This window comes from Nocardioides insulae DSM 17944, from assembly GCF_000422825.1.
Lineage (GTDB): Bacteria > Actinomycetota > Actinomycetes > Propionibacteriales > Nocardioidaceae > Nocardioides > Nocardioides insulae.
In genome coordinates this window covers 784,194-804,592 of record NZ_KE383928.1, presented here as the reverse complement: position 1 = coordinate 804,592, position 20,399 = coordinate 784,194, and the positions used below count along the sequence as shown (strand labels likewise).

General features: G+C 72.6%; 14 protein-coding genes. 3 read left to right on the top strand and 11 right to left on the bottom strand.

What is annotated here, in order from left to right; translation table 11 throughout:
* Positions 1-24 precede the first annotated feature (24 nt).
* On the bottom strand, positions 25-1,233 hold the full coding sequence (locus G515_RS21525; protein ID WP_036555542.1) for an enterochelin esterase domain-containing protein: 1,209 nt from the start codon (positions 1,231-1,233) through the stop codon (positions 25-27).
* A 218-nt stretch (positions 1,234-1,451) separates the two neighbouring features.
* Between G515_RS21525 and G515_RS0114005 the strand changes: the two genes are divergently transcribed.
* Positions 1,452-2,627 carry a YncE family protein gene (locus G515_RS0114005; RefSeq protein WP_028660638.1) on the top strand — a complete coding sequence of 392 codons (1,176 nt, stop codon included), beginning with the start codon at positions 1,452-1,454 and terminating at the stop codon, positions 2,625-2,627.
* Here G515_RS0114005 and G515_RS21520 read toward each other — a convergent pair.
* The 7 genes from G515_RS21520 to G515_RS21510 form a co-directional block, all read right to left on the bottom strand.
* Entirely contained in the window at positions 2,608-3,423 is an 816-nt protein-coding gene (locus G515_RS21520) for an ATP-binding cassette domain-containing protein (protein ID WP_051218387.1), read from the bottom strand. The two genes, G515_RS0114005 and G515_RS21520, sit on opposite strands and share 20 nt — an antisense overlap.
* A complete protein-coding gene (locus tag G515_RS0113995) occupies positions 3,420-4,466 on the bottom strand; it encodes a FecCD family ABC transporter permease (protein WP_028660637.1) in 1,047 nt (348 codons plus the stop codon). Before G515_RS0113995 ends, G515_RS21520 begins: the two co-directional genes overlap by 4 nt.
* The gene (locus tag G515_RS0113990; protein WP_084653575.1) at positions 4,463-5,476 is read right to left on the bottom strand and encodes a FecCD family ABC transporter permease; all 1,014 of its coding nucleotides are present in this window, start codon (positions 5,474-5,476) and stop codon (positions 4,463-4,465) included. The genes G515_RS0113995 and G515_RS0113990 overlap by 4 nt, the downstream gene beginning before the upstream one ends.
* Positions 5,469-6,389 (bottom strand): hypothetical protein, encoded by a 921-nt coding sequence (locus G515_RS22775; RefSeq protein WP_028660635.1) that lies wholly within the window; start codon positions 6,387-6,389, stop codon positions 5,469-5,471. Before G515_RS22775 ends, G515_RS0113990 begins: the two co-directional genes overlap by 8 nt.
* Positions 6,386-8,698 (bottom strand): hypothetical protein, encoded by a 2,313-nt coding sequence (locus tag G515_RS0113980; protein WP_028660634.1) that lies wholly within the window; start codon positions 8,696-8,698, stop codon positions 6,386-6,388. The genes G515_RS22775 and G515_RS0113980 overlap by 4 nt, the downstream gene beginning before the upstream one ends.
* Positions 8,695-9,693: an ABC transporter substrate-binding protein gene (locus tag G515_RS0113975; protein ID WP_028660633.1), complete on the bottom strand. Its 999-nt coding sequence runs from the start codon at positions 9,691-9,693 to the stop codon at positions 8,695-8,697. The genes G515_RS0113980 and G515_RS0113975 overlap by 4 nt, the downstream gene beginning before the upstream one ends.
* Before the next feature lie 164 nt (positions 9,694-9,857).
* Positions 9,858-10,538, bottom strand: a complete 681-nt coding sequence (locus G515_RS21510; protein WP_051218386.1) for a FadR/GntR family transcriptional regulator — start codon at positions 10,536-10,538, stop codon at positions 9,858-9,860.
* Positions 10,539-10,814: 276 nt separating this feature from the next.
* On the opposite strand from G515_RS21510, the gene G515_RS22770 reads away from it, so the two are divergent.
* Together G515_RS22770 and G515_RS0113960 are read left to right on the top strand one after the other, a co-directional pair.
* The gene (locus tag G515_RS22770; protein ID WP_051218385.1) at positions 10,815-13,487 is read left to right on the top strand and encodes a YncE family protein; all 2,673 of its coding nucleotides are present in this window, start codon (positions 10,815-10,817) and stop codon (positions 13,485-13,487) included.
* A gap of 173 nt (positions 13,488-13,660) precedes the next feature.
* Positions 13,661-14,587: a sulfite exporter TauE/SafE family protein gene (locus G515_RS0113960; RefSeq protein WP_028660632.1), complete on the top strand. Its 927-nt coding sequence runs from the start codon at positions 13,661-13,663 to the stop codon at positions 14,585-14,587.
* A 216-nt stretch (positions 14,588-14,803) separates the two neighbouring features.
* Here G515_RS0113960 and G515_RS21500 read toward each other — a convergent pair whose 3' ends face one another.
* Genes G515_RS21500 through G515_RS23105 form a run of 3 tightly spaced genes read right to left on the bottom strand, consistent with a single transcriptional unit; the run spans position 14,804 to position 20,323 of the window.
* A complete protein-coding gene (locus G515_RS21500; protein ID WP_051218384.1) occupies positions 14,804-15,418 on the bottom strand; it encodes a 4'-phosphopantetheinyl transferase family protein in 615 nt (204 codons plus the stop codon).
* On the bottom strand, positions 15,411-19,382 hold the full coding sequence (locus G515_RS21495; protein ID WP_036555541.1) for a non-ribosomal peptide synthetase: 3,972 nt from the start codon (positions 19,380-19,382) through the stop codon (positions 15,411-15,413). The genes G515_RS21500 and G515_RS21495 overlap by 8 nt, the downstream gene beginning before the upstream one ends.
* On the bottom strand, positions 19,379-20,323 hold the full coding sequence (locus G515_RS23105; RefSeq protein WP_084653572.1) for an isochorismatase family protein: 945 nt from the start codon (positions 20,321-20,323) through the stop codon (positions 19,379-19,381). The genes G515_RS21495 and G515_RS23105 overlap by 4 nt, the downstream gene beginning before the upstream one ends.
* Positions 20,324-20,399 lie beyond the last annotated feature (76 nt).

Here is a 20,399-nt window from a genome sequence, read left to right as displayed (position 1 = left end):
TCAGCCCGGCCCGGCCCGGAGCCGTCAGATCGGCTCCGCGGCCCAGCGGACGGCGTCGGCCAGTGCTCCGCGCCACCAGGCGTCGTCGTGGCCACCGTTGTACGACGCCTCGGTGACCCCCACACCGGCCGCGCGGAGGCGCTCGGCGAGTTCGCGGTGGGGACCGGCGAGCACCCATTCCTGGAGTCCGTGGGCGAGGTGGATGCGCGGCGTCCGCTCGGCGCCGGCCAGTTTGTCGACGGCGACGGCGAGGTCGTCCTGCCACAGGGAGGCGCTCTGGCTGGCCACCCACGCCACGGCGTCGGGACGGAGCAGGCCTGCTCGCAGCGCGGTGAGTCCGCCGAGACTCTGACCCGCCACACCCACCTGGTCGGTACGGACGCCGCGGCGATCGGCCACCCACGGGACCAGTCGCTCGACGACGTACTCCACCCCGGCGCCGTCGTTGGAGAGTTCGGCCCAGCGCTGGTCCCGGTCGCCGGCGTCGAGGAAGACGGCCCGCAGCGGCTCGGTGCCGTCGGCCTGGAGGTTGTCGAGGGTGGTGGCCAGGTCGTGCGTCTCGGCCCAGACCTCGCCGTCGAGCACGACGAGCAGCGGCAACGGCTCGGCCGTGGTGAAGGCCGCCGGGTCGTAGAGCCAGACCCGGCGTCCGTCGGGGCCGAGGTCCTCGTGCATGCTGCCCCGTTCGACGTCCGCACGCGGTGCGAGCCAGGGCTGCGGCGCGGCGTCGGGCAGTGCGCAGACGGATCGGAGTGCGCCGTGCCTGCCGGGGCAGGTCTCGGGGTTGCGGGGGTCGGTCCGGCCCTGGTCGAGGGCTCCGCGCAGGCTGACCTGGTCACCGACCACCCAGGGCGCCTGCTCCCCCGGGCGCTGGACGAGGAAGGCGTAACTTGCCCGCCAGTCCGAGGCCATCGCGAAGGACGCGTGCCACAGGTCGGTGTCGCCCTTGCGTTCCAGCAGGGTGGCATCGAGGTCGGTCTCGTCGGTCAGCCGGTTGGCGAAGAGCAGTACCTGCTCCGCGTCGTGGTCGCGCCAGCAGAAGGTCACGACCGCCTCGCCGGGCACGCCGGTCTCCTCGACCAGCGGCAGGGTGCGCGCGATCTGCTCCCAGAACATGGGCACGTCCTCGGGCGCCAGTCGGTCGATCAGGTCGCTCCGGACCCGCGGCACGGGCGTGGGTCGGGGCACCTTGGGCGGGCGGGGACGTGGCGGGATCATCGCGGAGGAGGTCATCTCGGGTCGGGGCAGGGGCGGTGGAACGTTAGTACGCCGGCATCGGCGGCAGCGGACCGCGGTGCGCGGCGAGCGGGTCTCCCCTCGGCGGCCCCCGGTGGGGAGACGAGAAGGAACAGCCTGATATGAAGGCAAGCCTAACCTTGTTCGTCCGAGGCGGTGGAATCGGAGTCACGTCGACTCCGTCCGGTCACCTCGATCTCTCGGGAGGTCTCTTCGTGCTGCATGCCCTCACCCGGTCCGTCCCACCGCCGCATCGACGGCGCCCTCCTCGCGGCCTGCTCGTCCTCGCGGGGTCGACCCTGCTGCCGATCATGGCGCCGTCCGTCGCGGCGGACGGCGGGCCCGCGCCAGCCGGCAACGAGTCCGCTGCCCCCGCGACCCAGGGCACCGAGATCGTGACGAGCTCGCCTCCGGGAGCACTCGGCCAGGGGCTCTACCAGACCGCCGTCAGCACCGAGCGGGGAGTCGTCTACGCCACCACGGCAGGGGGTGGCGTCTCCCGGCTGCACCGGCTCGACCGGGAGACGCTCACCCCGCTCGACTCGGTCAGCCCTCCGGCCGCCCCGTCCGCGCCCGAGCTGCCCCTGGCGGCGTACGGCGTCGGCGTCGACGACCAGCACGGCACGGTGTGGCTCACCCACAGCCGCGATGACACCGTCTCCGTGGTCGACCAGGACACCCTCCGGCCGCTGCACACCCATCCCCTCGGCACTGTCCCCGGTGCCCGCGACGTCCAGCACGACCCCGTCACCGGTCGGGTCTTCGTGACCTCGGCCGCGCCGACCACCGAGGGGACCGGCTCGGTGAGCGTCTTCGAGGGAGACGACGAGGACGGCGACGGTGTCCGGTTCGAGAAGATCGGCGAGACCGGCGTTCTTCCGCGCAGTGAGTTCTCCCCGATGAGCCTGGCCTCCGACCCGTCCACCGGGAAGATCTGGACGGTCAGCCTGAGCACCCCTCGCGCGATGTCGATCGACACCCGGACCCTGCGGCACCGGGTGGTCGAGCTCGATCTGCCCGACACCGGCAGCGCCGGCCCGTCCGGCGTGGCGGTCGACCCCCGCGCCCGCCGCCTCTACATCACCTCCCAGGACGACGGCATTCTGCTGGTGACCGATTACGCCGGCCGCAGGATCGCGGCGACCCGGACCGGCCCGGGTGCCCTCTCGGTCGCGTTCGAGCGGAGGCACCGACGCGTGTACGTGACCGACTTCGCCCAGAACAGCACCCCCGACACCACCGTGTCGGTGCTCTCCGCGCGCGGTCGACTGCTGCACCGGATCCCCCTCACCCACGCCCACCACGTGCGTGCCGACGGGCGCGATGGGGTGCTGGTGTCCACCCTCGGTGGCAGCGACCAGATCCTCCGGCTCACCCGCTCCCGGGGGTAGGTCGACCGGCGGCGGGGGTGCCGACCAACGGCAGGATCATCGGCGTACCGCTCAGCGGGTCCGTGACCACCTGGCAGGGCAGGTCGTAGACCTCCTCGACCAGCTCGGCGGTCACGATCTCGCGCGGGTCGCCGGAGGCCACGATCTCGCCCTGGGCCATCACGATCAGGTGGTCGGCGTAGCGGAAGGCGAGGTGGAGCTCGTGCAGGACACAGACCACGGTCCGTCCCTCGCGCGCCAGCCGGCGGGCGAGCTCGAGCACCTCGAGCTGGTGGGCGATGTCGAGGTACGTCGTCGGCTCGTCCAGCAGGAGCAGCGGCGTCTCCTGGGCCAGCGCCATCGCCAGCCACACCCGCTGGCGCTGGCCGCCGGAGAGTTCGTCGACGGCACGCTCGGCCAGGTCGGTGACGTTGGCCGCGGCCATCGCCGCCCGGACGGCGGCCTCGTCCGCGCGCGACCACTGGCGCAGCAGGCTCTGGTGCGGGAACCGGCCCTTGGCCACCAGGTCGGCCACCCGCATCCCGTCCGGGGCGGTCGGCGACTGCGGGAGGAGGCCGAGCGTCCGGGCGAGCTCCTTGGTGCCGTACTCGCCGGTGGGGCGGCCGTCGACCAGCACCCGACCCGACTCCGGCGAGAGCATCCTGGCGAGGGTGCGCAACAGGGTGGACTTGCCGCAGGCGTTCGGCCCCACGATCACGGTCATCACGCCATCGGGGATCTCGACGTCGAGGCCGTGCAGGACCGGCCTGCCGGCGTACGCGACGCGCAGTTCCTCGGACCTCAGCCGCATGCTCATCTCTTCCTCCAGTCGACCGCGAGCAGCACGATCAGATAGATGCCTCCCAGCGCGCCGGTGACCACACCGACGGCGAGTTCGGTCGGGGCCAGCAGTCGCTGGGCGATCAGGTCGCTGCCCAGCACCAGCAACGCGCCGGTCAGGGCGGGCCCCACGATGCCGGGCGTGGGCGTGCCTGCCAGCCGGCGCGCGACCTGCGGCGCGGCCAGGGCCACGAACGCGATCGGGCCGGTGACCGCGGTCGCGACGCTCACCATGGCGACCGCGATCACCACCGCCGACGTCCGGATCCGCTGCGCCGGTACGCCGACCGCCCGGGCGGTATCGTCGCCCAGCGGGAGCAGGTGCAGCGCGCGAGCGATGGTCACCGCGCACGCCGACAGGACGGCGACGGCGACGGCGAGCATCGTGGTGCGCGGCCACAGCACCGTGTTCAACGAGCCGGCCAGCCACTGGGCCGCGGTCTGGGCAGCCACCAGCGAGGCCTCCGCGACGAGCAGGGTGTTGATCGCCCCCAGGGTGCTGCCCACGCCGATGCCGACCAGCACCAGGCGGGTGCCGGTGAGTCCGTGTGGCCGCACCAGCACCTGCACCAGCGCCGCGGTGAGCAGGCCGCCGACCAGCGCCCCCAGTGCGACCGCGTCGGTGTCGCCCCCGACGACGATGATCTGGATCAGCGCGCCGGTGGCCGCCCCGGTGGTGAAGCCGAGGATGTCCGGACTTCCCAGCGGGTTGCCGGAGACCATCTGGAACAGGCTGCCGGCGACCCCGAGGGCGATCCCGACCAGGATCGCCGCGACCACCCGCGGCAGGCGGATCTCGGTGACGAAGTAGCTGGCCAGCGGGTCGGTGCCGCCGCCGCCGAGCGCGGCCAGCACCTGGCCGGCCGAGACGTCGTAGTCGCCGATCATCAGCCCCACCACCGCCAGGACGAGCACGACCCCGCAGGTGGCCAGGGCCACCCAGGCCGATCGGCGGGAGAACCTGACCGAGCGGTGACCGCGTCGCCAGGTGACCAGTCGCCCCTGCCCGATCGCGCTCACAGCGCCGGCACCTTGCGACGACGTACGACGGCGACGAAGACCGGCCCGCCGAGCAGCGCGGCGATGACCCCCGCGGCCACCTCCTGGGCGGTGACCACCCGGGCGAGGGTGTCCGCGACCAGGAGCCAGGAGGCGCCGAGCAGCAGGCAGAGCGGGGTCATCCAGCGCAGGTCGTGGCCGACCGCGGCCCGGGTGAGCATGGGCACCGCCAGGCCGACGAAGGCGATGGGCCCGACCGCGGCGGTCGCGGCGCCGCACAGCAGCGTGACCGCCACCATGGCGAGGCTGCGGGTCCAGGGCACGCGCACGCCGAGGGCCCTGCCGGTCTCATCCCCCAGCCCGAGGGCGTTCAGGGCGGGGCCGATGAGGACCGCGATCACCAGTCCGACGAGCAGGAACGGGGTGATCGCGCTCAGTTCGGTCCAGCCACGCCCTTCCAGCGAGCCTGCCACCCAGAGCCGGAACTCGTTGAACGCCTGCTGGTCGGCCAGGATCACGGTCTGGGTGATCGCGACCAGCGCCGCGCTGACCGCCACGCCGGCCAGGGCCAGCCGGGCCGGGGTGGCGCTGTGCCGCCCGGTCCCCGCCAGGAGGTAGACGCCGACCGAGGTGACCGCGGCCCCGGCGAAGGCGAACCAGAGGTAGAACCAGATCCCGGTGAGCCCGGTGACCGCCACCGCGAGCACGACCGTCAGCGAGGCGCCCGCGTTGATCCCCAGGATGCCGGGGTCGGCCAGCGGGTTGCGGGTCAGGCTCTGCATCAGGGCGCCGGCCAGCCCGAGCGCGGCCCCGACCGCGACCGCGACCGCGGTCCGGGGGAGCCGCTGGCCGTGGATCGCGGCCGACTCGGTCGACCCGTCCGGGTGGAGCAGCAGGTCCCACACCTCGGTCACCGGCAGCCGGTTGCTACCCACCGACAGGCTCAGCAGCACCGCCACCACCATGATCACGGCGGCGACGACCAGGACGGTCCAGCGGCGGGAGGTGCGGGCAGTCAGCCCATCACCCATGACGCCGCCGACCGAGGAGGATGCCCAGCACGATGCCCGCCACCAGCAGCAGTCCGGCGGTGCCGATCCAGGGGAAGCGGTCCGCGGCGACCGCCGCAGCGGCCTGCCCCTCGGTGTCGTCCGCGACGGGTACGACGGTGTCCGCCGGCTCGGCCGCGGCCGAGACCAGCCGGGCCCGCTCCTTCTTCGAGGGCTTCGACACGGTCAGTGCGGCGCCGGCCTCGATCGAATCGGGGTCCGTCCCCCCGACCGACCCCGGGTCGGCCCCGGTCTCCTCGCCCGATGGGGTGTCACCGGTCGGTGAACTCTGCTGGTCGGTGGTGCTCGGGTCGCTCCCGGTCGACTCGGACTCCTCCGTGCTGCCGGGGTCGGTCGACGTACCCGAGTTGCCCGGGTCGCCCGGGTCGCCCGAGTCGGCCGAACCATCGGCGGTGCTGGTCCCTCCCGAGCCGCCCGCGACCACGGTGAAGTCGGTGTTGCCGCGACAGGTGTAGCCCTGAGTCCCGACGTACTTCCCGCCCTTGGTCAGCTCCTCGCTGGCCAGGAAGCGCAGCCAGTGCCGGCCGGGCTTGATGTCGGTCGGCAGGACGAACGACCCGCTCACCGTCCCGCCCCCGGGGATGGCCTGCTGGTGGACCACGCAGGCGCCGTGCACCGACTTGCTCGAGCAGGTGAGACCGTCGTCGATCTTGATGTAGACGGTCTCCCCCGCAGGGAAGCCGGAGACCCGGAACCCGATCGTCCCGCCCGGGACGACGCTGCCGCCGGAGACCGAGGCCGAGGTGCCGGGAGTGTCCGGGCTGGCACCGCCGTCGGGGATCGCCGAGGCGGGTACGGCGAGGGCGGTGATGGTCAGCAGCACGGCAGCCAGTCCGGCGGCGTACGCCAGCAGGGGCCGCCGCACGGCCCTCACCGGGCACCTCCGCGAGGTCGCATCAGCAGACCGAGCCCGAGGCCGGTCAGCAGCGCAGCTGCCAGGCCGAGCATCCACCCGTCCGTGGCCGAGAACCAGCCGGCGATCTGCCGGATCTGCTCCGTCGTGACGGGCGCCGACGCATCTGTCTCCGGTGTCCCGGTGACGCCGCCGGTCAGGTCGGCCTCGGCCCAGCCGATCAGTTCACCCTCGGCGTCCTGGAGGGTCAGTCGGTACGGCGCGACCGGGAGCTTCGCGAGGTCGACCGTGATCCGTGTCGCCGGCTTCCCCTTCGCACCGGGGCGCACCCAGCCGGCGGGCAGGATCTCCTTCTCGGCGTACACGTGCACGAACAGCGGTCCCTCGGGCGGCTTCTCCGCCTTCTTCACCAGGCTGGCGACCTCGCGCTGGAGCAGCACGGTGACGACCGTGCCCTCGAGCGACGAATCGAGCCGGTCGACGGGGTCGAGGTCGTCGTATGACCTCACCGGCGGCTTCGGGTCGGTGAGGCCGGGGGGCGTGGCCGGATCGGTCGCCGGGTCCGCGTCGGGGGTGAGCGTGCCCCCTGGCGAGGGGGCCGCCTGCTCGTCCTCGTCACCGGAGCCGTCGTCGTCGCCGCCGCCCTTGGGGTCGGAACCCTCATCGTGGTCGGAACCGTTCGGGTCGGAGCCGCCGTCCGGGCCGGTCCCGTCCGGCGAACTCGCCTCGCCCGGGAAGGTGACCGAGGCCCAGCCGACGAGTTCGCCGACGTGCCCCTGGGCACCGCTCTGCAGCACCAACCGGTGCGGCCCCTGGACCGGCGTACCGCCGAGACCGGTGACCAAGGTGCCACCCGCACCGAGGCGGAACCACTGCTCGCCCCACGGGTAACGCGGCGATCCGTCCGGAGCCATCGCGGACAGGAAGATCCAGTCGCCTGCCGCCCCGCGGGGAACCCGGACGGTCAACCGGGCACCGGAGACCGTGGCGGACACGCCGTGCGCACTGCCCGCGGTGAGGGCGCCGGCCGGGAGCGGGTCCGGTGCAGCAGTGGGCCGGTAGGAACCGATCACGAACTCACCGGACTCGACGCTGCGCACGGTGTCGCCCGCGACGAGCGAGCCGGAGAGCAGCCGCAGGGTGTGGGCTCCCCGGCCGATCGCGGGCAGCGAGGTGCCGGTGGTCCCGTCCGGCAGCGTGATGTGGGCGGTGAAGGTGCCGTCCCGGTGCCCGGCCTGCACGATCGCCCAGATGCTGGTGTTGGCATGCAGCGAGGTGTCGACGTGGTTGATGGTGCCCTCGTCGATCTTGACCCCGATCTTGGAGCCCCCGCCGGCGGGGTTGCACCAGCCGGCGCCCGAGATGGTCAGGGTCCCGCCCAGCGAGACCGTCGGAGTCTCGATCGAGACGCTGGGGCTGTCCGTGGTGGGGACGCAGGTGACGTCCGACCCTCCACCGGCCGAGCTGCCGCGATCCCCGGCGACGGCGAGCGGGGTGCTGGTGATGGTGCGCTGGACGTCGCCGGCGGCGAACTTGCCGCTGAACAGCGACACGGTGAGGAAGTCACCCCTGCCCAGGCCGCCGGGCAGGTCGAGACTACGGTCGAAGGACCCGTCCGCCGCCGCGGTGAACCGTGCCCAGATCGTGGCGTCACCATCGATCACGCCCGTGCCGGAGCGAGTGAACTGGCCGGTCGCGGAGTTGAGCTTGACCACCACCGTCGACCCGCCCGACCCGCTGCTCTTGCGCCACCCCGAACCCCGGATGCGGAGGGCACCACCGGGTTCGACGGCGTCCTCGACCCAGGCGGTGGCCCCGCCACCGGTCAGGGTCTGGGCGGCCCAGGCGGGGGGCTCCGGGTCGCTGTCTCCGCGAACGGCGAAGCTCCCGGACTGCAGGGTGCGGCCCGCATCCCCCGGCTTCAGCGATCCGCTGAGGAGGCGGAGGGTGTGGGAGCCCGCGGTGAAGGCCGGGGTCGAACTCTGCGCGGTGCCATCCGGAAGCTCGATCCCGGCCTCGAAGGTGCCGTCGCCACGAGCCTCGACGATCGCCCAGATCGTCTTGTTCGCGTGCACCGAGTCGTCGGTGCGGGAGAATCCGCCCTCGTCGATCTTGACCCCGACCACGCTGCCGCCACCGTCGGGGTGACACCAGCCCCGACCCGAGATCCGCAGGGTCCCGCCGAGGCTGACCGTCGGATCCTCGATCGTCACCGTGGCCTGTGCACCCGAGGCACAGGTGGGTTCGGCCGCCTGGGCGGGCGCGATCGCGACCGTGGCCGGCAGCAGGGTCAGCCCGGCACCCAGGAGCAGGGCGAGGAGCCGCCTCACGCCAGGATCCCCGTCACGTTGTCCACGATCCGCGACATCAGGATCGGCCCGCCGGTCGAGGTCCACAGCGAACCGTCCACCGGGTAGATGTGACCGGTCCGGTACGCCGCCAGCGTGCTGAACCCCGGCACCTCCTCGGCCTGTGCCAGGGCCTGCTGGGCTCCGGTCAGGTCGGCGGCGCCACCGGCGTCCGGGTTTGCGTTGGACGAGCCCCCCAGGGTGCCGAAGAACATGTAGTCGGCGTCGATGGTCGCGATGTTCTCCAGCGAGACGGGCTCGCTGTGGCCCCGCCCCCTCTTGTCCTGCGGGCCGGGCCGCTGGAGGCCGAGGTCGCTCAGCGCCATCCCCGCCGGCAGTTCCTTGAGGATCATCGCGGCCGAGGAACCCTGCCAACGCACGACCGAGAAGGTGTCGTCGGCGTAGGAGGTCAGGTCCTTCTTCGCCTCGGCGACCTTGGCGTCGTACTCGGCGAGCACGGCGGTGGCCGGCTCCTTCTCGTTGAGCGCCTCCGCCACGAGTTCGAAGTTGGCCCGCCAGTCGCCCCCGGCGTAGCCGGTGTAGAAGGTGGGCGCGATCTTGCGCAGCACGCCGATCGCCTCGGGGTTGTTGTTGATCGAGGTGCCGTCGACCAGGATCAGGTCGGGGTCGGCGTTGGCGATCTTCTCGTAGTTGGGCGCGGCGACACCGCCGAGCAGCGGGATCTCTCCGGCCTCATCGGCCAGGTAACTCGGCACCGAGCTCTGGCCGCGTCCGCTGACCGTGCCCACCGGGGTGACTCCGAGGGCCAGGACGCCGTCGAGGGTCGGTTCACTGAGCGTGACCACCCGCTGCGGATCGACCGGGACCTCCATCTCGGTCCCCTCCACATCGACCACGGTCCGGGTCTCGCCCGCGGCGACCGAGGTGGAGGTGTCACCGCAGGCCGCGAGGGCCGGGGGGATGAGCAGGGCGAGCACGGCGAGCGCCGTTCGGGCGGCGCGACGGGGAGCAGTCATGGGTCAGCACATTCATCTCAGACGATCGGTCGGCCGCGGCGTGCCGAGAACACGCGACGAACCAATTGAGTAAGGGGATCCTAACAGCGGTCTGATGTATTGCCGCACGGCGGTGGCCCGTCTCACACCGATGGAACACCCGCCCCGTCCTCCGGGTGCGGGGCTCAGGAACCCGCTGAACCAGGTCCGGTGACCCTGAAGTCGTCCTCGGCATGGGCCGCGGCCAGGGACGCCGCCGCCTCCGGCCTGCCCGCAGCGATCGCCGCGAGCACCGCGGCATGGTCCGCCCGCCGCTGCTCAGCACCTTGGCTGGGCGCGATCTGACCCGTCGCGACCCCCCGCTGCAGGGCACTCATCATGCCGGTGTGCAGCTCGGCGAGAAGCTCGTTCCGGCTCAGCTCGACGATGATCGCGTGGAACCGCCCCGGCACCTTCCCGGACAGGGCGCCCTCCGCCCCCGGCGTATCCGCCTCATGAGCGAGTCGCAGCCGCGCAGCGCCGTCCTCGTCGATGTTCGCAGCGGCCAGGTAGGCGGCCTGGGCCTCGAGCCCCCGGCGGACCGCAAAGATGTCGGCCCAGGAGTGCTCGGCCGCGAAGTCGGAGAGGATCCCTCGCAGCGGGACCAAGGACCGCACGAAGGTGCCCCGGCCCGGCGCCGGCTCGAGCATGCCGAGGTGCGCCAGCCTGCTGACGGCCTCACGGATCGTGCTCCGGCCGACCCCGAACTCGGCGGCGAGCTCGGCCTCGGTGGGGATCTGGCCGTCGACCGGCCAGCGCCCGCGCCGTACGTCGTCCTGGAGCCGACGCACGGTGGCGCGCGCCCTCTCGCCGCCTCGCGCGACCACGGGAACTCCCTTCCGAACGCCGAGGGCGACTCCCTCCGACACCTACCCGGAGTCTAAGGACCCACCGATCGACCACGCCCGATCCGCGCCGGCGCCGATCCACACTCCCCGGACCACCGGCCCGACGACCATCCGCCGCGATCAGGACCTGGGGGTGAAACAGGACACACCGTGGCGAGTTCTCGAATCATCTGCTCTAATTTAGGTTTGCCTCACCTCATGATCGGTCGCGTCTCGGGTCCGCGACCTCACTTCCATCCTTCAGGAGCACAGTCCGTGAGTACTTCCACTCAGCGGCGATCCGGGCGCGTCCGGATCGCCCACGCCGGCATCGCGGCCACGGCCGTCGCCGTAGGTCTCGGCTGCCTCACCATGGCGCCGGCACAGGCCGCCGACCCGCGGCCCACGACGGGCGAGGGCGAGATCCACCTGACCTCCGCCGTCCAGACCAGCCACGGTTCGACCCTGTCCTTCGCCGGCACCGGCTTCGATGACAACAACGACACCGGCTCCTACCAGAAGCTGTCGGTCAAGATCGACGACGGCGCGTACGCCGGCGGCGAGGGCGGCGTCGTCGCCACCACGCAGGTCCAGGGCGACGGGTCCGTGTCCGGCTCGATCACGGTGCCCGAGGACCTGGCCGACCTGTCGACGGACGGCACCAGCGGAACCGGCACCGCAGCCGGCGAGCACTGGCTCCGGTTCCTGGCCAGCACGCCAGTCACCTCCCAGACCAGCGACTACTTCACGCTGAGCGAGGACGCGGCACAGGCACCGACCGTGACCGCCACCGCCACCACGGCCACCGGCCGCAGCTCGGGTGTCACCGTGTCGGTCACGGGTTCCGGCTTCGCCCCCGGCCAGGCCGTCACCGTCGAGGACGGTGCCACCGGCACGGCCTACACCTGGGCCACCGGCGGCACCGCCGACGAGTCGGGTGCGCTCACCGGCACGCTGACCCGGTTCGCGATCGGCGCCTACCCGGCGGGCGAGCACCAACTCGTCCTCACCGGCGGGGACGCCGCGAACCCCGGCGTGGCCCAGGTGAGCGTCCAGCCGGCGATCGCCTTCGCCGGCCTGGCGGTGGGCAGCAGCGGCACCGTCACCGTCTCGAATCTCACCCCCGGTGCGGAGTTCGCGGGCGTCGAGCTGGACCCGAGCCCCGCCGATGGCGACGAGATCGCCCTGCTCGACCAGAGCATCACCGCCGACGCCTCGGGCGTGGCAACCGGCGCGGTCACCGTGCCGGACGGCGAGTACCTGGGCACTCAGGACCTCACCCTGAGCCAGTCCAAGCCGTACGCGCAGACCTACCGGACCTCCTCGAAGGTCTCCCCGAGCTCGACAACCTTCGGCGAGGCGAAGTACGACCGGGTGGAGACCGGCTCCGGCGACGTCGCGCAGGGCCTGTACCAGTCGGCCTACAGCGCCACTCAGGACGCGCTCTACGCCACCGCCGCGTTCAGTGGGACCGGCGGCTGGGACGGCTACCTCTACAAGCTCGACCCCGACACCCTGAAGGTGCTCGACTCCGAGCGCGCCGCCCCGGTCGACCCGACCGGCGCCCCCGAGGGCGCCCGGTTCGCGCAGTACGGCGTCGGCGTCGACGACACCAACGGCACCGTGTGGGTCACCAACACCCGGCAGAACACGGTCGCGGTCTACTCCCAGGACGACCTGAGCCTGCTCTCCCAGCTGCCGGCCAACACGATCACGCACTCGCGCGACGTGATCGCCGACCCGGCCAACGGTTACGTGTTCGTCAGTTCCGCCAGCGAGGGCAACTCCGGCAACGGCGTCATCGGCGTGTTCGAGGCCGACGACCTGGACGCCGACGGGGTGAAGTACGAGTTCGTCAAGAACATCGCGGAATACCCCCGGACGACGTTCTCGCCGATGAGCCTGGAACTCGACGCCGCGAACGGCAAGCTGTTCTCGGTCAGCTCGGCCAGCCAGAAGGCGATCGTGATCGACACCGCGACCCTGGACGAGCACCTCATCGACCTGCCCGACCTCACCGCGAGCAACAGCCGCGGCGCCTCCGGCGTGGCGTACGACGCGGTCACCAACCGACTGTTCATCGCCAGCCAGGTCAGCGACGAGGTGATGATCGCCCAGCTCAACGACGACATGACCGAGGGCACCACGGTCAAGGAGATCGCGACCGGCGCCCAGACCCTGAACTCCGCCTTCGACCCGGTGAACCGGCTGCTCTACGTCGCCAACTTCGGCGGCACGACCATCACGGTCCTCGACGTCGACGGCAACCGGGTGGCCAACCTGCCGCTGGCCCGGCCCAACCACCTCCACGAGGACGGCCAGGGTTCGGTCTACGCGGTCAACAAGGCCGACAACAACCAGATCATCAAGCTGACCCCGAAGGCCGATGACGGCGGCACCGTGCCTCCGGTCAAGCAGAGGCTGACCGTCGGGCGCCCGGCGTACACCGGCGCGGTCAAGGTCGGCGGGACGCTCAGCGCCCGGACCGGTGCCTGGACGAAGGGCACGACGTTCAGCTACCAGTGGAAGCGCAACGGCGCCTCCATCCGTGGCGCCGTCAAGCGCACCTACACCGCCACCCCCGCCGACGCCGGGCGCCGCCTCACGGTCACCGTCACCGGCCGCAAGGCGGGCTACACGACCGCCTCGGCCACCTCGCCGGCCCGCGTGGTCGCCAAGGGCGCCCTGTCGGCAGCGCAGCCCACGATCACCGGCAAGGCGAAGGTCGGCAAGATCCTCAAGGCTCGTGCGGGTCGTTGGACCGCCGGCACCAGGCTGAGCTACCAGTGGTTCGCCAACGGCAAGGTGATCAAGCAGGCCCGCAAGGCGACCCTGAAGCTGAAGACGGCTCAGCGGGGTAAGCGGATCACCGTCAAGGTGACCGGCGCCAAGTCCGGCTACGCGACGGCGATCAAGGTCTCCAAGCGCACGGCCAAGGTCAAGCGCTAGACCTAGTTCCCACACCGACGGCCCTGTCCCCTCCCGGGGGCAGGGCCGTCGTCGTTGCTCGAGCGACACACCGTGGACATGGTGATTGACCGGCCTCTTTCCAGGCATATAGTCTCTTTATTCACTAGTCTTTAGAGCTTCACGGTCATTACTCTTGATAAGGACGGACACCCATGCGCAATCTCCTCCTCCTGGCGCTGGTCGGGCTCGGAGCGCAGCTCGTCGACGGCAGCCTCGGCATGGCCTACGGCGTCACCTCCACGACGCTTCTGCTGGCGATCGGTACCAACCCCGCGGCCGCTTCCGCCACCGTTCACCTGGCCGAGATCGGCACGACGCTGGTGTCCGGCGCCTCCCACTGGCGCTTCGGCAACGTCGACTGGGGTGTCGTCGCCAAGATCGGGATCCCCGGTGCCGTCGGCGCCTTCGCCGGCGCCACCTTCCTCTCCTCGCTCTCCACCGAGGTTGCCGCGCCGGTGATGGCGATCATCCTGCTCGTGCTCGGGCTCTACGTGCTCATCCGCTTCACGGTGGCCGGGCTGCCCACCCAGCACCTCGGCAAGCCGCTGCGTAAGCGCTTCCTGGCCCCCCTCGGTCTGGTGGCCGGCTTCGTCGACTCCACCGGTGGCGGCGGCTGGGGGCCGGTCGGTACGCCGGCGATCCTGGCCAGCGGCCGGCTGGAGCCCCGCAAGACCATCGGTTCGATCGACACCAGCGAGTTCCTGATCGCGGTCGCGGCCAGCGCCGGGTTCATCGTCGGGATCGGGTCCGAAGGCATCGACTACGCCTGGGTCGGCGCCCTCCTGGTCGGCGGCATGATCGCCGCGCCGATCGCCGCCTGGCTGGTGCGTCACCTGCCCGCGCGGATCCTCGGCTCCCTCGTCGGCGGTCTGATCGTGATCACCAACATCCGCACGCTGCTCCAGAGCGACTGGGTCGGCGCCTCCTCGGGCGTCCAGACCGCGGCGTACGCCGTGATCTTCGCCCTGTGGGTCAGCGCGGTGCTGTACTCGCTCCAGGAGTACCGCAAGCAGCGGGCGCAGGAGCGGGAGCTGGTCGAGGAGGCCGAGGGCGCCTCCACCCCCACCCCCGCGCAGTGACGTCGCGCTCGACCGCACCATGACCGGCAGCGCCGGCGCGGACAGGACCCTTCCCCTGACCGCGCCGGCGCTCTCGTCTGTTCAACCCACCCGAGGAGCCACTGATCGATCCCGCCTGCTCCCCGCCGCGATCCGGCACGTCAGGGCGCCGGGCTCGCTCGACAGGCTCCATGCCTACGCCCGCCGGTCGTCGTCGCCTCGCCGAGCCGGTATCGATCAGCGTCGGCCATCGGACGCCCACGCCCCGACGACCCGGCCGTCGGGGGCGACCCACTCGGCCAGGCGCAGGCCTCCGATCTCTTCGGCGGGTGCGTCCCCGGTGAGCACGCACAGCCCGCCGATGGTGTCGAGTTCGGCCAGTCCGGCCTTCACCAGGGCCTCCTTGCGGGTCCAGAGCCGGGCGAACGCGACGCCGGGGGCGGCCTGCTCCCCCACCCACTCGGCCTCCCGGGGGGTGAGCGTGCCAGCCGGAGCCGGGCCGCCTGGCACGACCTCGACATCGACGCCGCACGGCCCCGTCGCCGCGACCGCGGCGACATGACCGCGGGTGTGGCTCAGGCTGACCCGCAGGTCCGAACCGACGACGTACGGTGCGCCGTGACGGTCGCTGCCGCACCGCCCGCACCGCTGCCGGATCTCGACCTCGGCGGCCGCGCCGCCGACCAGTTCCGCGACGCACTCGCGCACCAGCAGGTGGGCCGCGAGGTAGGAGCGCCGGTCGTCCTCGCGACGCAGCCGGTCCAGCCGCCAGCGTTCGGCCTCGCTCAACGCCGCGATGTCCGGCTCGATGTCGGTATCGGCCGCGAACCGGACGGCCACCGCCTCACCCATCGAGCAGTCCGGCCAGCATCCTGCCGATGATATCGACCGCGGGCCGGCGCAGCAGCTCGCCATGGGTCGCCTCGACGGCGTGGCGGCGTACCTCCCCCTCGACGTGGGCCTTCCATGCCGCGGCCTCCAGCCAGAACTCCGGGCGCGGGGCCGTGGCCACCACGACGTCGAGGTCGCCCGGCAGCCCGCGATGACTCGATCCGCGGACCAGCCGGGCGGACTCGATCACGCTCGCCATCGCACCGCTGAGCGCGGGTTCGGGCAGTTCGGCGAGGGCGGAGCCGGCGCGGCGCAGGGTCTCGGCGACCAGCTCGCGGTCGATCCGGCTGCCTTCGGGGAGGAACCCCTCGACGCCGCCGAGGCGCAGGATCCCGAGGAGCGCGTCCTGGTCGGTCGGCTCCTCCAGGTGCGACCACTGCTCGGACGGGTAGGCGTCGAGCAGGACGACCGCACCGACCTCCTGGCCCTCGCCGCGAGCGCGGGCGGCCACCGCATGGGCCGCCATGCCGCCGACCGACCAGCCCGCCACGTGGAACCGGCCGTCACCGACCACCTCTCGGATCGACGCCAGCTGCCGGGCCGCCAGCTCCTCCAGGTCCGCCGCGGGGACCGGCATACCCGCGGCCAGCCCGGGGGCCTGGACCGCGTGTACGGGCTGCGTGCCCGGCAGGGTGCGCAGCAGGCCGGTGTAGCACCAGCCCAGGCCGCCGGCCGGTGGCAGCAGGAACAGCGGGGGCATCCCGTCGTGCCCGGTGCGCAGGGTCAGCAGTTCGGCCAGGTCGCGCCGTGCCTCGCCGGCGTCCGACCGAGTGTCCGACCGAGTGTCCGACCGGGTGTCCGACCGAGTGTCCGACCGGGTGTCGGACCCGGTGCCGGCCCCGCTGTCCCGTCGCGAGGTCCTGACCAGGTCGGCGAGCCCGGCCGCGGTGGGGTACGCGAAGACGTCGGCCAGGCCGAGCGCGCCCTCGGTCACCCCGAGCCGCTCCTCGAGCAGCCCGAGCAGCCGCAACACCCGCAACGAGTCGCCACCGGCGCTGAAGAAGTCCGCATCCGGATCGACCACGTCCAGCTCGAGCACCTCGGCGACCGTCTCGGCCACCTGCTGCTCGAGCAGGTCGCGGGGCCCGGAACCGCCCGCCGTCACTGCCGCCGACGGCGGGTACTGCTCCGCCAGTCGGCGCCGGTCGGTCTTCCCGGACGTGCCCAGCGGCATCGCGGGTACGGCGACCCAGTGGCTGGGCAGGAAGGAGGCAGGCAGGCCCTCGCCCGCGACAGCCATCAGCCGGTGCCGGATCTCCTCGGCAACCCCGGCGTCCTCGGCATCCCCGGCGGCCCCGGCATCCCCGGGCGCCGTGGCGACGTACCAGAGCACGAGCTGCCCGTCGACGACCCCGGCCGCGACGGCGTCCACCCCCTCACAGCCCGCGACCACCGCCTCGATCTCACCCAGTTCGACGCGTTGTCCGCGGATCTTGACCTGGTCGTCGATCCGGCCCAGGTAACGCAGTTCGCCGTCCGACCGCCAGGCGGCCAGGTCGCCGGTCCGGTACATCCGGGCCCCGGGCACCGCGCTGAACGGGTCGGGCACGAAGCGCTCGGCGGTGAGGTCCGGTCGGCCGGCGTACCCCTGGGCGACCTGCACTCCGCCGAGCCAGAGCTCGCCGGGTGTGCCGATCGGCCGGGGTCCGCCGTCGGGGCCGAGGACGTAACAGGAGGTGTTCCAGACCGGGCGGCCGATCGGCACGGCCGCACCTTCGAGGGCATCGTCGGGTCCGCAGTCGTGGACGGTGACGTCGATCGCCGCCTCGGTGGGCCCGTACAGGTTGCAGGGGGCCACCCCGAAGCACTCCAGGGATCCCGCCACCAGATCGGCGGTGAGCGCCTCTCCGCTGGTGACGACCGTGCGTACGACGCCGGCCCCGGCACGCTGCCGGCTTGGCCGGTCGGCGAGGAAGGCGCGCAACATCGAGGGGACGAAGTGGAGGGTGCCGACCCGTTCGCGGACGATCAGGTCGGCCAGAGCGCGCGGGTCCCGGTGCTCGCCCGGCTCCGCGATGACGACGGCAGCACCCACCTGGAGCGGCCAGTACAGCTCCCACACCGAGACGTCGAAGGAGATCGGCGTCTTGTGCAGCACCCGGTCCCCGGGCCCGAGCGGCAGGTGGTCCTGCATCCAGGCCAGTCGGTTGTCGATCGCCTCGTGCCCGACCAGCACACCCTTGGGCCGCCCGGTGGAGCCGGAGGTGAACAGGAGGTACGCCGTGCCCGGCCGCTCCTCCGCCACCCGATCGAGGGTTCGGTAGCCGTCGGCTTCGAGGACACCGACCGCGCCGGCGTCCTCGAGCATCCCCTCGACCCGGGCGGCCGGCAGATCCGGGTCAAGCGGCAGGTAGACGGCCTCCAGCAGGGCCAGCGCATGGACGGCCTCGTAGAGCCGGAAGCCACGCTCCAGGGCGACACCGACCACCTGTCCGGGCCGGACCCCGAGCTCGCCGAGTTCGGCGGCGAGGCCGCGGGCCGCGCCCAGCAGTTCCCGGTAGGACCGGTGCTCGTCACGGAAGACGAGTGCGCACGCGTCCGGCGTGCTCGCCGCCTGGGCCAGGAACCGCTCCGCGAGGGTCGCGCTCTGCCGTGGGTGCACGGTGCCGTTGAAACCCTCCAGCACCAGTGCGCGCTCCTCGACGCTCAGCAGCGGCAGGTCCGCGATGTCGGTCTCCGGCTCCGCGGCGGCGTACGCCGCCAGCCAGTGCCGCAGCCGGGTCAGGTGCCACTCGACCTCGTCGGCGTCGTACAGCGTCGGGTTGGCGTCCAGTTCCAGCCGCAGGGCCCGGCCCCGGCGGGGGGTGCCGCGCAGACACACGGTGAGGTCCTCGACCGGGCCGGCGGTGAGATTGCGGACCACGCCGCGCATCCCACCGAGGGTGATCTCCACGTCGAAGGGGATCAGATTGACCTGCGCGCCGAACAGTTGGCCGCCGTCGCGCCGGGCGAGTCTTCGGGCGAGCTCCTCCTGGCGGAGGAACGGGTGCCGCCGTACTGCCTGCTGCTCGGCGGCGGTCGCCTCGAGTGCCGCCCCGACGGTGCCGGCGGCCGGCACCGTCGCGGGCAACACGTTCATCGCCGTGCACACGGTGCGCGAGCTGGGCAGAGCCGGTTCGCCGGGGATGGTGCGGTTCATCAGGGGCAGCCCGACCCGGACCGCGGGCAGACCCGCCAGCCGACCCAGGTAGCCACCGATCGCGGCGATCGCGAGGTCGCTCCACCCGACGCCGAGCCGCCGGGCACCGGTACCGAGCGCCGCCACCTCGGCGTCATCCAGCATCACGGTGTGCTTCAGCGCGGCGGGCGCCGCCGTCGCGATCCGGCCAGCCGCTCCGGCGGGCCCGCTCATGGCGGCCAACCGCTCCTCCCAGAAGGTCTCGGCGGCCGCGTCGACGCGCCGGGCCTCCTCCGCGACCACGTCGGCCAGTCCCACCCCGGTCGGAGCCGACGGAGCCCCGTCGTAGTGCTCGGCCACGCGACGCAGGAGCTGCTGGGCGCCGTAACCGTCCAGCACGAGGTGGTGGGCGGCGTGGTACCACCAGCAGCGCCGATCGGGCAGCCTCAACACCGCCGTTCGTACGACGTCGCCGGCACCCGGGTCCATCGGGCGGGCGAGATCGCTCCGCATCCACTCCTGCGCCTCGACCTCCCCCGCCACGTCGAGCACCTGGAGCGAGGGGACCTCCTCGCGGACCCACTGCCGGGGCCCGTCGGGGGTGGCCTCGACCAGGACCCGGGTCTGCTCGTGCTCGCGGTAGGTCGCGGCCAGGGCGCGTTCCAGGCGGACCGCGTCGAGCGGTCCGTCGAACTCCACCACCTCCGCGGTGGTGTAGCACGGGTTGTCGGGTGCCAGCTGATGCGCGAAGTAGAGCCCGCGCTGCGCACTGGTGAGCGGCAGCCAGCCCCGTTCGGAACCGCTCACCCGGCTGCGACTGCGCCCTGTCCGCGCAGGAACTCGACGGTGGGACGGCGGGTGAACTCGCCGAAGTCGATGTCGACGCCGTGTTCGGCAAGGACGTCGAGGAACTCGAAGGCCCGCAGCGAGTCCAGGCCGAGCTCGAACAGGTCGCCGGACGGGTCGGCGAACGCGGCGGCCACGACCTCCTCGCTCAGCACGGCGGCGAGGCCGCTCCGCACGGTCTGCTCCCATGGCCCGGCCATCTCGGCCGGCTCGGAGGTAGCCGGCTCGCCGGCGTTCTCGGATCGGGTCTGATCCGGTGCCGGCTCGGGCGCCCAGGCACCGATCACGTCCTCGGCCAGGGTCACCACGCCGCAGCAACCGGCGACCTGATCGATCGCCCGGGCATGCTGCTCCTCACCGAAGTCGGCGACGGCGTCCGCCACCAGGAACGGATGGACCTCGCGTTGGAACCCGTCCAGCGCGGTCGCCGTGATCCCGATGTGTGCGTAGACGCCGGTGAGGACCAACTGGTCCCGCCCGGCCGCCCGCAGCCGCTCCGCGAGATCGCTCTTCGCGAAGGCGCTGTAGCGGCGCTTGACCAGCACCGTGTCCGCGTCCGTGGGAGCCACCTCTGCGACGATCTCGGTGTGTTCGGCCGCCGCCGACATCCCCCCGCCCCACAGGTCGCCCTGCAGGCCACGGTCGGAGTGGTCGCCGTCCTGGGCGGTGTAGAACACCGGTACGCCGGCCGCCCTGGCGGCCGCGAGGACCCGGGCGGTCTGCTCCAACGCCCCCCGCAGGGCCGGGCACTCCGGGCTGTAGGGACGCAGGAAGTAACGCTGGAGATCGTGCACCAGCACCGCCGCCCGCTCGGGGCGCAGCGTCCAATCGGCCTTGCTGGCGGGCAGGGCGCGGCGCGGCGGCACCGGCGCGTCGTACTCGATCAGGGTGGGTAGTGCCATGGGGTTCTCCTTCGCATCGGTGGTGGCCGGAAGCGGACCCTGCACGGGTCTGGCGCAGGTCAGGGGGTGTGCAACA